General features: G+C 37.0%; 13 protein-coding genes. All 13 read right to left on the reverse strand.

Features of this window, described 5'->3' with window-relative positions; translation table 11 throughout:
- Positions 1–382: 382 nt before the first annotated feature.
- The 13 genes from I0Q91_RS10085 to trxA all read right to left on the reverse strand — a co-directional run bounded on the left by I0Q91_RS10085 (position 383) and on the right by trxA (position 12,122).
- Positions 383–1,093: a FadR/GntR family transcriptional regulator gene (locus I0Q91_RS10085; protein ID WP_270454392.1), complete on the reverse strand. Its 711-nt coding sequence runs from the start codon at positions 1,091–1,093 to the stop codon at positions 383–385.
- 17 nt (positions 1,094–1,110) lie between these two features.
- Positions 1,111–2,361, reverse strand: coding sequence for a transcription termination factor Rho (gene rho, locus I0Q91_RS10090; RefSeq protein ID WP_270454393.1), 1,251 nt, complete (start codon positions 2,359–2,361; stop codon positions 1,111–1,113).
- A 22-nt stretch (positions 2,362–2,383) separates the two neighbouring features.
- The gene (locus I0Q91_RS10095; protein ID WP_270454394.1) at positions 2,384–3,460 is read right to left on the reverse strand and encodes a sodium:calcium antiporter; all 1,077 of its coding nucleotides are present in this window, start codon (positions 3,458–3,460) and stop codon (positions 2,384–2,386) included.
- A gap of 47 nt (positions 3,461–3,507) precedes the next feature.
- A complete protein-coding gene (locus tag I0Q91_RS10100; protein ID WP_270454395.1) occupies positions 3,508–4,362 on the reverse strand; it encodes a class II fructose-1,6-bisphosphate aldolase in 855 nt (284 codons plus the stop codon).
- Between the two features lie 19 nt (positions 4,363–4,381).
- Positions 4,382–5,020 (reverse strand): hypothetical protein, encoded by a 639-nt coding sequence (locus I0Q91_RS10105; RefSeq protein WP_270454396.1) that lies wholly within the window; start codon positions 5,018–5,020, stop codon positions 4,382–4,384.
- A 130-nt stretch (positions 5,021–5,150) separates the two neighbouring features.
- Positions 5,151–5,534, reverse strand: a complete 384-nt coding sequence (locus I0Q91_RS10110; RefSeq protein WP_270454397.1) for a RidA family protein — start codon at positions 5,532–5,534, stop codon at positions 5,151–5,153.
- Positions 5,535–5,562: 28 nt separating this feature from the next.
- Complete coding sequence (locus I0Q91_RS10115; protein WP_270454398.1) at positions 5,563–6,348, reverse strand: enoyl-CoA hydratase-related protein; 786 nt, start codon at positions 6,346–6,348, stop codon at positions 5,563–5,565.
- Positions 6,349–6,396: 48 nt separating this feature from the next.
- Positions 6,397–7,158, reverse strand: a complete 762-nt coding sequence (locus I0Q91_RS10120; protein ID WP_270454399.1) for an HAD family hydrolase — start codon at positions 7,156–7,158, stop codon at positions 6,397–6,399.
- Positions 7,151–7,921 (reverse strand): enoyl-CoA hydratase-related protein, encoded by a 771-nt coding sequence (locus tag I0Q91_RS10125; RefSeq protein ID WP_270454400.1) that lies wholly within the window; start codon positions 7,919–7,921, stop codon positions 7,151–7,153. Before I0Q91_RS10125 ends, I0Q91_RS10120 begins: the two co-directional genes overlap by 8 nt.
- Positions 7,911–9,554, reverse strand: a complete 1,644-nt coding sequence (gene pyrG, locus I0Q91_RS10130) for a CTP synthase (RefSeq protein WP_270454401.1) — start codon at positions 9,552–9,554, stop codon at positions 7,911–7,913. Before pyrG ends, I0Q91_RS10125 begins: the two co-directional genes overlap by 11 nt.
- A 22-nt stretch (positions 9,555–9,576) precedes the next feature.
- Entirely contained in the window at positions 9,577–11,247 is a 1,671-nt protein-coding gene (gene argS / locus I0Q91_RS10135) for an arginine--tRNA ligase (protein WP_270454403.1), read from the reverse strand.
- Positions 11,248–11,261: 14 nt separating this feature from the next.
- A complete protein-coding gene (locus I0Q91_RS10140) occupies positions 11,262–11,663 on the reverse strand; it encodes a flavodoxin family protein (RefSeq protein ID WP_270454405.1) in 402 nt (133 codons plus the stop codon).
- A 138-nt stretch (positions 11,664–11,801) separates the two neighbouring features.
- Complete coding sequence (gene trxA / locus I0Q91_RS10145; RefSeq protein ID WP_270454406.1) at positions 11,802–12,122, reverse strand: thioredoxin; 321 nt, start codon at positions 12,120–12,122, stop codon at positions 11,802–11,804.
- Between the last annotated feature and the right edge of the window lie 63 nt (positions 12,123–12,185).

Raw genomic sequence — 12,185 nt, forward strand, 5'->3', positions numbered from 1 at the left:
TTATTACATGTATAAAAATTCTTTATTTCACATAAATTCGTTAATTATTTCACTGGGGTTTGTCTTCTCCAGATAATAAATTTTTTCTCCTATAAAATAAAAAAAAGTCCCAACCAGTTTAAAGACCAATCGGGACCTGATATGCTTTTCCTCCAGGAATGTTCCAGATCTCTAAGGGAATGCTCCGGCTTTCCTGCGGGTATGCTCCGGGATCTATTTTAAATCTAACCTAACACCATCTACTATCACCACATACCTAAAAACTATTTTACCAACATCTCTTAATTTATAACCAGGCTGTATTTGCAAATTAATGTTACTATTTGAGCTGATAAATTTAATTATATTATTCACATGTCTGTATAAAAATAATTTTAAGCTGCTACCCTTCAATCTCACGATTAATCAATTTCTCAACATAATTTAAATGATTATTCATCTCATTAATTGCTCTTTTTGAATCCCCATCTTCAATAGCTTTAAAGATTTTTTCATGTTGAACAGTAAATTCATTCATTGTCTCCTCTTTGGAGACCAATTTAGTTCTGGTATATTTTATGTGGAAATCCAGGGCATCCATAATAGAGGTCATCAGATAATATAAAACCTTATTTTGAGCAGCTCTGGCTACACTATAATGGAAATCTCTATCTAATTCAATGCTTTCTTCCTCAAATCCAGTCTTGCCTTTCATCTTATCCAGCACAGAGCGCAAAAATTCCAGCTCTTCTTCATCTATTCTCTTAGCTGCCAGTCTAACACAATCAGTTTCAACAACCTTCCTGACCTCAAGCAGCTCAGAGGCAACATTATCTTCTAAAAGCAGCACTAAGGACAGAGGCTCAAGAAGATTTTTATCTGCCTGCTCCTTAATAAAGGTACCTTTGCCAGGCCTACTTTCTATTAAACCGATCATTTCCAGAGCACTAAAGGCTTCCCTTATTGAGGCCCTGGAAACTCCTAACTGTTTCTTTAATGCCCTCTCAGATGGCAGTTTATCTCCTCTTCTTAACTCACCATTGTAGATCATATCTTTTATCTGCTCGATTACCTTTTCATATACCTTTTCTGTTTTAATCGGCTCAAATTTCATAATTTTTCCTCCGAAATCTATAAAATTTCTCTTAAAGCATTAATTAATTCAGAGTTGCTTTTAGTATTTTTAATCTGCTTTAATAAAGTTTGTAAGACTTCACCTTTATCCATTCTATCGGTCTGGCGCCTTAGCTGCCAGAGAACTTCAAGCTCTTCCTCAGTCATTAACAATTCTTCTTTCCGGGTGCCTGATCTCTGGATATCAATTGCCGGGAAGATCCTTCTTTCTGCTAAATTCCTATCAAGGTGAAGTTCCATATTACCTGTACCTTTAAACTCTTCATAAATAATATCATCCATTCTGCTCCCTGTGTCAACTAAAGCAGTCGCCAGAACAGTTAAACTTCCACCTTCTTCAATATTTCTTCCAGCACCAAAAAATCTCTTTGGAAAATGCATGGCTGTCGGATCAAGTCCACCAGATAAAGTTCTGCCACTGGGAGGGGTTGTTACATTTGAAGCCCTGGCCAACCTGGTAATACTATCTAATAAGATTACAACATCATGGCCATGCTCAGCAAGTCTTTTTGCTTTAGATAAAACCAGTTCAGCCACCTGGACATGCTCTTCAGTTGGGCGGTCAAAGGTTGAGCTTATTACCTCTGCATCAACTGAGCGCTCCATATCAGTAACTTCTTCTGGCCTCTCATCAATTAAAACAACCATCATTTTAGCCTCTGGATTAGATAACCGAATAGTATTAGTAATATTTTTTAATAAAACAGTCTTACCAGCTTTTGGAGGAGAAACAATTAATCCCCGCTGTCCTTTTCCAACAGGAGAAATAAGATCAACAAGCCTGCTAGAGATCTCCTGTGGGTGAATACTGGACATTAATTTTTCTTCAGGATATAAAGGGGTCAGATCCTCAAAATAAGCTCGTCTGGTCGCTTTTTCAGGAGCTTGATAATTAACTGCTTCAATTCTCAATAAAGCCAGATATCTTTCATTATCCTTTGGCTCTCGAACCTGCCCTGAAACAACATCGCCAGTTCTTAAATCAAACCTCCTGATCTGAGAAGCTGAAATATAAATATCATCTGTTGACGGTAAGTACTTAGAAGGTCTTATAAATCCATAACTTTCATTTTCAAGGATTTCAAGTACACCTTCAGCAAAAATATTTCCTCCCTTTTCAGTCTCCTGTTTTAAAAGGGCAAATATAAGCTCTTTCTTTCTCATTCTTGTATAACCAGGTATAGAACGCTCCTGGGCTAATTCATGTAATTCTGTAATAGTCTTCTTTTCTAATTCTGCAATATGCAAGAGTTTCGCCTCCCTGAATAATCTAAATAATTGAAGTAACACCTAATTTATATAAAAGATAAATTGTTGAGAAATATATTATTAAAAGTGATGCAGCACCCCAGCCCAGCCTTAATACTGAACGGCGGGAGCGATAAAAAAGTCCAATCATTATTATTAAAGTCATTATCATAAAAGCCATAATCGGAATAAGATTAATCAAATTAACACTGGCAAGAATACTTCCAGGATAAAAGAAATCTATCCAGACAAGAATTATTAAATTAAAGATATTTGAGCCTAAAACATTCCCTGCGGCAAGATTGAAAGCACCTATTTTTATCGCTGATAAAGTTGTAGCAAGCTCTGGTAGAGAAGTTACAGCTGCCAGAAAGACTGGCCCAAAAAATGTATGACCCAGACCAGTAATTTGAGCCAGTTGATCTACAACATTAGTTAGCCTAATACCTGTTATAACAATTACTAAACTGGCAATAGCAAAGATTAAATAAGATTGATATAACGATATTTCTGAAAGAGGAGTAGTTCTTTCTACAGCACCTTCTCCTGCAAGTAATTCTATCATATCTTGATCCCTTTTTCTTTTCCCAAAACGGATAATCAGGCGAAAGCCAATCAGATAAATTAGCAAGATTAAAATGCTATCAATACCCAATCTAAAATCTAACGCAGGAATCCCTGCAACATTATATAAAATAATTGCTGATGCAATAACTGCTCCCATGAGAAGAGAAAAAAGACCAGGTAAAAGGTGGGATAAATTCAATTTGAGAAGCATTGGACCAGGACCTTCAACTATATCTAATAATGCCAGAATAGCTAGATTAAATATATTGCTTCCAACGATTCCGCCTAAAGCTAAATCTGGTGCCATAATAGAAGCTGCTGTCCCTCCAGTAACTAGTTCAGGCAAGGATGTAGCAAGAGCCAGGAGTATTGCTCCAACAGCAACTTCCCCTAATTTAGTTTTAGAGGCTATGACATCTGCTGCTTTAGTTAAAAAAGTTGCAGAAAATATAATAATAGCAGCATAAATAAATAATTCAAGCCAGAGCAAATAATCTCCTCCAATCTTCTGATAATAAAAACCCTGCCCCATTATTATTGGCCTACAAATGGCAGCAGGGTTATTAAATCATTTGAAAACTAAGCCTGACCTGCACTGCCAAGCATTGCAATCTTTTCTTTAACCTTTGCAGTAATGGCTTCTCTGCCTGGACCACAATATTTCCGTGGGTCAAATAACTCTGGTTTTTCAGCAAAGACCTCTTTTACTCTACCAGTAAATGCCTGCTGGAAATCAGTATTAACATTAACCTTTGAGACTCCAAAGGTAATTGCTTTAGCAACATCTTCATCAGGTACGCCTGAAGCTCCATGGAGTACCAGTGGAATGTCAACTTGATTATTAATTTTTTCTAAACGCTCATAATCTATTTCAGGATCACCTTTATAAACACCATGGGCAGTACCAACTGATACAGCCAGGCAGTCAACCCCGGTTCTTTCAACAAATTCAGCAGCCTCTGCTGGATCTGTCATCGCTGCATCTTTTTCTTCAACAGTAATATCATCTTCAGTTCCGCCTAATTTACCTAATTCAGCCTCAACTGTTACGCCAACACTATGGGCAGCTCTAACTACCTCTTTTACGATTGCAATATTTTCTTCAAAAGGATGATGAGAACCATCAATCATTACTGAAGAAAAGCCCTTACGGATACAGTCCATTGCAACTTCAAAGCTACTTCCATGATCAAGATGAAGAGCCACTGGAATATGAGTATTTTTAGTAGCAGCATCGACCATGGCAATAACATAATCCATACCAATATATTTTATAGCGCCTTCACTTGCCTGTAAAATTAATGGAGAATTCTCTTCTTCTGCAGCCCAGATAATCCCCTGCAAAAACTCCATATTATTAATATTAAAACCACCAACACCATAACCATTTGTATATGCATCTTTCAAAATATCTGCCATTGGAACTAAATTCATATGTTTTTCCCCCTTATAATTATCTGCTCGGATTTAACGGAGACTTATTACTCTTATATTTTAATACTATCTCTGTTGAATTCTCAAGAAATTTTAAATCAGCCAGGTTTACTGCAGAAATATCGAGCTGCCCTGGACATTGAAAACAATTTAAATGTATTACATCCTTAGATAAATCTATACCTATATCCTTTGAACCACATTCGCAGTTCAAACTGCCCTCTGCAGCAAAATCATGTAAAATATCAAGTGCTGAAAGCATAATCTCAGGATCAGTAAAATCATCAAATCCTAATCCAGCAGCAAGCAACTCAAGTTCTTTCTGCTGGCGATCGATTTTACTCTGAAGAATATAATATGGACCGTAATAACCTAAGTTTAAACCTGTTCTTGGACAGTTTAAGCTTCTGACTATATTCTTTGTCCAGAATTTTTTGTAATCCAGCTTTAAATCATGCCTTTTACCACAAACAAGACAATATGGACTAAAATTAATATCATCTATCTCCCTGAATAAAGTAATTTTTCGATGACCACATTCACATCTTAAAGAAACTTTTTTCTGTCCAGAAAGATGAAAAATATTTAATTGATGTATGTCCAGCAATCCACATTTAGAACAGCGGATAGCCAGAGCTATATTTTTATCGATCAACATATTATATTACCTGATTAAATCTCAATCAGGATTACACCCCCTATATCCTATACTATTCTGCATTTAAATTGAAAATCCTTTTTATTAAATAAAGATTACAGGATATAGAAGTCAAGTTAAATCTTAAGAATTACTTTCTAGAAATTGCAACAGCTGAAATTTCAACGTCTACATCTTTTGGTAAACCTGCAACTTCAACAAATGCTCTGGCAGGTGGCTCTGTAGTGAAATATTCACTATAGACATCATTGATTGCTCCAAAATTATCCATATCAGAGGCATAAATATTAACTTTAATTGTATCCTCAAGGCTACTCCCTGATTCTTCCAGGATTGCCTTTAAATTTTCTAATGACTGTCTGGTCTGTTCGCTAACATCACCTGTTATAAGCTCTCCAGCTGGTGTCATTGGAATCTGACCAGAAATATAAACTAAGTCTCCTGCCTTAACTGCCTGTGAATAAGCTCCTATTGCTGCTGGTGCTCCATCTGTGCTAATAACTTTTCTTTCCATAATTATCATACCCTTTCATTTGAATGATTTATTTACCAGTAAAGTCTGGTCTTTCTTTATTGAAAAAGGCTTCTAATCCAACTTCTTTATCTTCAGTTCCGAAACATAGTGAAAATGCATTAATTTCAAATGAGTTGCCACGCTCGACGCCAGCATCAATCCCATAATTAATAGCTTCTTTGGTCATTTTAACTGCAACTGGAGCCTGTTTAGCAATCTTTGCAGCAATCTTTTCTGCTGCTTCTAGAGAAGAGCCATTTTCTACAACTTTATTAACTAAACCAATTTCTACCGCTCTTTCCGCATCAATTTTTTCACCGGTATATAATAGATATTTAGCTTTTCTCTCACCAATCAGCCTGGCCAATCTCTGAGTGCCACCAAAGCCTGGCATAATTCCGAGGCCTGTTTCAGGCTGACCAAAAACCGCCTTTTCTTCTGCAATTGCGAGGTCACAGGCCATCATTAGTTCATTACCTCCACCAAGAGAAAAACCGTTAACAGCTGCTATTACAGGGGCAGGAAATTCCTCAATCTGCTGCATTAACTGATGACCTTCCTGAGAAAACTCTCTAGCTTCAGCCATAGTTAATTCCTTCATTTCACCGATATCAGCTCCTGCTATAAAAGATTTTTCACCATTTCCTGTAATAATCAGAGCTCTAAGGCTCTTTTTTTCTAATTTCAGAAGCAGTCGCTTAAACTCAGCTATAACCTCTAAATTTAAAGAATTATGCTGTTTAACTCTATCAATAAAAATAATACCATAATCATCTTTCATCTCAAATTGAAGATTCTTTAAATTATCTATCATTATAGCTCCCCCTCAATACTAATAAAGTATTTGATAATGACAAACCTATTATAATTTTTGAATTTCCCGGGACCAGTTTCTAACCTGTCGATAAAACTCAGCTCTACTCCCCTGCCAGTCTGGCTCATAGCCCTGATCTGATTTCTTTAAATTATCAGTTATCAAAATAGTATCCATACCTAGCTTCCCAGCAATCATATCTTCCATCTCATCATTGCCAACCATCAATGTATTTTCTGGTTCTATCTCCATATTATCAAGAATCTCTGCATAATATTCAGGGTTAGGTTTGCAAAAATGCATATTGCTATAACAGGTTATAAAATCAAAATGATCTGTTGATAAGCCTATCCATCTCAATCGGGCTTCAACAGCTTCAGCTGGAAAAACAGGATTTGTTGCAAGTATTAATTTTTTATTATTGGATTTTAATTCTTCTATAACCCTGACTGTTTGTGAATCTTTATTAATATTATCTCCTAAAGCAGGAAATTTTTGATTATAGAATTCATCGAAAGATTTTAATGCTTCTTCTTTATTTAATTCAGGTAACATTTTAAAGAAATTATTGGTAAAAACCTCTTTGTTAGTTAATTGGCCATTATTTTTAATCATAGAACCGGTGGCTTTCAAAAGGGAATCAATAAATTTATCACCTTCCACCTGTCCAGAAAAATGACTTTGAAGGGCTACAAAATATTTTTCAAGAAATCTATCCATATCTATCGGTAATAATGTTCCGTCTAAATCAAATAGAATATTATCACTGGTATTAAGCAAGTTTTTTATGTCAGTCTCAATATTAGTCATGATCAATGACATCCCTTAATTTCTCGATCCTTTTTGAATGTTCCTCTAAATCAAAACAGGCTCCAAAAGCTTCAGTTTCATAACTGCTGCCTGCTGAACGGCCTTCCCAGACACCATTATTAATAGCCTGTTTTACCAGACCTACAGCCTGAATTGATTGATCAGCAATATTGTTGGCTAGTTTGCGACTGGCTCTTAAAAGATCTCTAGGAGTAACCAGACGATTAACCAATCCTATTTCATAAGCAGTATTGGCATCAATAATATTACCAGTAAAGAGCATTTCCTTTGCCCGGCCCATTCCAATCATTCTCGGTAATCTCTGAGTTGCATCAAAGCCAGGGACCAGTCCAAGCCTGACCTCAGGCTGACCAAACCGGGCTCTACTGGATGCAAGCCTCAAATCACAGGAAAGAGCAATTTCCATTCCTCCACCAAGGGCATATCCATTAACGGCGGCAATAACAACTTTGTCGCCTTCTTCGATTATGTTACAGATTTCTTTGCCAAGCCAGGAAGCCTCTTTAGCCTCTTTCTGGCTTAAATCTTCAAGCCAATTAATATCGGCACCTACTGAAAAAGCTTTAGAACCTCTTCCAGAGATCATTAAAACTTTACTTTGATCTTCTGAAAAAACTTCTTTTAAAGCTGCCTTTAATTCGTTTAGCATATCTAGATGATAGGCATTTAAAACTTCAGGACGATTTAGAAATATTTCTGCAATCGGTCCTTCATGATCCAGTGAAACATACTTATAACTCATTAGTTAAGCCTCCTCTTGTTTGCTTTTCAGATAAAGCAGCTTCAATAAAATCAACAAATAACGGCTGGGGGCGATTTGGTCTCGAGGTGAATTCTGGATGGAACTGAACACCAACAAACCAGGGATGATCAGAAACTTCAATAATTTCTACCAGTCTATCATCTGGGGATAAACCAGCAATCTTTAAACCCTTTTCCTGGAGGATATCCCTGAAATGATTATTGAACTCATACCTGTGGCGATGCCTTTCATAAATAACTTCTTCCTGATATGCGTCATAACTTTTACTTGTTTTATCCAATTTGCATGGGTAGAGCCCAAGGCGCATTGTTCCTCCCATATCTTCAATATCCTGCTGATCCAGCATTAAATCAATCACCGGATTATCAGTTTCTTCATCAAATTCACTGCTGTTGGCATCCTCCAGGCCAGCTTTATTCCTGGCAAATTCTATCACAGCACATTGCATCCCAAGACAGATACCAAAGAAAGGAATATCATTCTCCCTGGCATATTTAACAGCCTCTAATTTGCCTTCAATTCCCCGCTCGCCAAAACCTCCAGGTACGATGATTCCATCTAAGTCAGCAAGCCTATCTTTCTGGTCTTCTCCAGAAAGACCTTCAAAGTCTTCAGAACAGACCCAGTCAATATTTATCTCTGAATTATTTTTAATCCCGGCATGGATTAAAGCTTCACTTATACTTAAATAGGCATCAGGTAATTCAACATACTTGCCGACAATCCCGATATTAAGGTCATTATCTAAATTCTTTAATTTATGAACTAATTCTTTCCAGTCATCAAGTTCTGGAGGTTTAACCTGTTCGTTTAACTTAAGATGATCAATAACTAAACCTGGTAAGTCCTCTTTTTCAAGATCCAGTGGCACCTCATAAATATGATCGACATCTACCATCTGAATAACTGCTGATTTCTCAATATCACAGAATAGAGCAATCTTATCCTTTACCTCCTGGGTTAATTCACGATCAGATCTACAAACTATTGCATCTGGCTGAATACCAATGCTTCTAAGTTCTTTTACGCTATGTTGAGTTGGCTTGGTTTTAAGCTCACCTGCAGTTTTTAGATAGGGAATTAATGTACAGTGGAGATAAAAAACATTTTCTTTGCCGAGATCGCCTTTTAACTGGCGAATAGCTTCCATAAAGGGAAGACTTTCAATATCACCGACAGTTCCTCCAATTTCAGTAATTACAACATCAAAATTACCTTCTTCTCCAACTCTTTTTATACTATTTTTAATCTCATCGGTGACATGGGGGATTACCTGAACAGTAGCCCCTAAATATTCACCTTTTCTCTCCTTGCGGATAACCCGGCCATAGATCATACCAGTGGTGACATTATTATTCTGGCTGAGATTAACATCAATGAACCGCTCATAATGCCCTAAATCTAAATCTGTTTCTGCTCCATCTCCTGTTACAAAGACCTCGCCATGTTGATAGGGGCTCATAGTTCCAGGATCAACATTTAAATAGGGGTCAAATTTTTGAATAGAAACTTTTAAGCCACGGCTTTTTAATAGCCTTCCAAGTGATGCAGCAGATATCCCTTTCCCCAGGGCAGATACTACACCGCCTGTTACAAAAATATACTTGGTCATACCTGTTTTTTCCTCCTTAAACTTACATTTCTTCTGGTGCTGAAACTCCCAGGACTCTTAAAACATTTTCTAAAACTACTTTAGCTGCTCTAACCAGCTGTAACCTTGCCAGACTTAATTCTTTATCATCTGTAATCACCCGACAGCGATTATAAAAACCATGGAAAGCTCCTGCCAGCTCATGGGCATAATTTGCAATCATATGGGGAGCCCTTCTAGCTGCTGCCAGTTCAAGCTGATCTGGATAGCGGGCTATCATTTTCATTAGATCAACTTCTGACTCATCCTGGAGCAGATTTAAATCTGCATCCCCAGCTTCTGAGATTAAGTCACCGGCATTATCCAGAATAGAATGGATCCTTGCATTGGCATACTGGATATAATAAACTGGATTATCAGTTGATTCTTTTTTAGCCAGATCCAGGTCGAAATCAAAATGACTATCTGTACTTCTCATGGTATAGAAATAGCGGGCGGCATCACGGCCAACTTCTTCCATAACCTCTCTCATTGTAACAAAATCTCCGGCCCGTTTTGACATTGGAACTTTCCTGCCATCCCTTAATAATGTTACAATCTGAACGATTATAATCTCCAGGGTATCCCTGTCATAACCAAAGGCCTCAATAACTGCCTTCATTCTATCTATATAGCCATGGTGATCGGCGCCCCAGACATTAATTAAATGGTCAAAACCTCTTTCTAATTTATCATAATGATAGGCCATATCTGCGGCCATATAGGTTGGGCTACCATCATTTTTTATGGCAACTCGGTCTTTATCATCGCCAAATTCTGTTGAAGCAAACCAGATGGCCCCGTCTTTATCATAGATATATCCTTTATCTCTTAAAAGTTTAATTACTTCCTGAATCTTATTTTCTTCATGGAGAGTTCTTTCACTAAACCAGTTGTCAAATTCAATCCGGAATTCCGCCAGGTCTTCCTTTATATTTGCAAGCATATGCTCATATGCCTTCTCCCTGGAAATTATAAGAGCTTCCTTTTCATCCATTTCCATTAGTTTATCTCCATACTCAGCCTTTAACTCTTCTGCTACCTCGATTATGTAATTGCCCTGATAGCTATTTTCTGGCATATGAATCTCTTTGCCAAATAACTCTCTGTAACGGAGATATGTTGATTCACCTAATAAGTCCATCTGATTTCCAGCATCATTAATTAAATACTCCCGATAGACATCATAATTAACCTCTTCCATGATATTGGCCAGAACATCGCCAACAACAGCTCCCCGGCTATGGCCAACATGCAATGGCCCGGTTGGATTGGTGCTGACAAACTCAATCTGAACCTTTTCTCCTTTGCCCTTTTCAGTCTGGCCATACTCTTCTGCTGCTGTAATTACCTGGTTAACAGTCTGATATAACCAGTCATTTTTTAAATGAAAATTGATAAAACCTGGCCCGGCAATTTCTAAATTGGAGACTAAATCAAAGTCAAAGGCCTCAACTAAATCTTCAGCCAGTTTCCTTGGATTGGTACTCAAGCGCCCGGCCATCACCATTGCCAGGTTGGTAGCATAATCGCCATGCTCTTTTTCTCTTGGAACTTCAACTTCAATTTCAGGTTTTTCTATAGATTTGTCATGGTCTGCAAGCACTTTATCTAAAGCGTCTTCAAGAGCTGAAATAAGCTCTGTTTCTAACTGCCCAACTGGATTGAAACCCATATTATTACCCCTTTCTATAATTTATTTGCAAATTCCTCTGCAGATTCTTTATTTTTAAGTGACGCAAAATCCTTTACGACACAACCTAATTTTTCTAATTCAGCCATTAGCAGGCGCAAGGCCTTTGTATTTCCAAAGAATGAAGGAACAATATAAGCCATTGCATCTTTACCGACTGTCTGCTTACTCCTGCTTAAAGTCTTTTTAATATCATCAGCTGGCCGGCCCTTAAAGATCCCATTGCTTGGACTGCCGGCTATTATCAGGTCATATTTATAAAAACTAATCTCATCTCTCCCCTGGCCTGCTTCAATCATATCAACCTGATAACCTTTCCTTTCGGCACCAGTTTTGATTGTTTCTGCAATCTCTTCAGTCTTTTTATCAGCTGAATAAACGATCAATAATCTGGCCATAATTTTCCCCCTCTTTGACATACTAAAATCCCATACTAAACCTGAAAAAATTATACCATATTATAAGGTAAAAACAAAATAAAAAAGGTAGAGGAATCACCTCTACCCTAAATATTATAATTATTTTATTTATTTTAATTATTCAAGACCTAATTTTTTTACTAAACGACCTTTAGGCATATAACCTACCAGCTTATCTTTAATTTGTCCGTCTTCAAAGACAATCATTGTAGGAATGCTCATAACTTCAAATTCTGCTGCTGTCTGTTGATTTTCATCTACATTTAATTTGCAAACTTTAATCTGATCTTCATAATTTTCAGCTATATCTTCAATAACAGGTGCAACCATTTTACATGGTCCACACCATGAAGCCCAAAAATCAACTAAAACAGGTTTATCAGAATTTTTTACCTCATCAGAAAAAGTATCATCAGTTACCTTAATTGGTTCAGCCATTAAAATTTCCCCCTTTTTCAAATTCTATTTATCATTATACACTATTTATTTTTAAAAGAAGTT

The organism is Halonatronomonas betaini (assembly GCF_015666175.1).
Lineage (GTDB): Bacteria > Bacillota > Halanaerobiia > Halanaerobiales > Halarsenatibacteraceae > Halonatronomonas > Halonatronomonas betaini.

Bases quoted from the DNA above. Each gene is read 5' to 3' on its own strand.
- I0Q91_RS10110 (WP_270454397.1), bottom strand. From the start codon at position 5,534: ATGGAAAGAAAAGTTATTAGCACAGATGGAGCACCAGCAGCAATAGGA.
- I0Q91_RS10120 (WP_270454399.1), bottom strand. From the start codon at position 7,158: ATGACTAATATTGAGACTGACATAAAAAACTTGCTTAATACCAGTGAT.
- trxA (WP_270454406.1), bottom strand. From the start codon at position 12,122: ATGGCTGAACCAATTAAGGTAACTGATGATACTTTTTCTGATGAGGTA.
- I0Q91_RS10085 (WP_270454392.1), bottom strand. From the start codon at position 1,093: ATGAAATTTGAGCCGATTAAAACAGAAAAGGTATATGAAAAGGTAATC.
- I0Q91_RS10140 (WP_270454405.1), bottom strand. From the start codon at position 11,663: ATGGCCAGATTATTGATCGTTTATTCAGCTGATAAAAAGACTGAAGAG.
- I0Q91_RS10095 (WP_270454394.1), bottom strand. From the start codon at position 3,460: ATGGGGCAGGGTTTTTATTATCAGAAGATTGGAGGAGATTATTTGCTC.
- I0Q91_RS10125 (WP_270454400.1), bottom strand. From the start codon at position 7,921: ATGAGTTATAAGTATGTTTCACTGGATCATGAAGGACCGATTGCAGAA.
- I0Q91_RS10115 (WP_270454398.1), bottom strand. From the start codon at position 6,348: ATGATAGATAATTTAAAGAATCTTCAATTTGAGATGAAAGATGATTAT.
- I0Q91_RS10100 (WP_270454395.1), bottom strand. From the start codon at position 4,362: ATGAATTTAGTTCCAATGGCAGATATTTTGAAAGATGCATATACAAAT.
- I0Q91_RS10105 (WP_270454396.1), bottom strand. From the start codon at position 5,020: ATGTTGATCGATAAAAATATAGCTCTGGCTATCCGCTGTTCTAAATGT.
- pyrG (WP_270454401.1), bottom strand. From the start codon at position 9,554: ATGACCAAGTATATTTTTGTAACAGGCGGTGTAGTATCTGCCCTGGGG.
- argS (WP_270454403.1), bottom strand. From the start codon at position 11,247: ATGGGTTTCAATCCAGTTGGGCAGTTAGAAACAGAGCTTATTTCAGCT.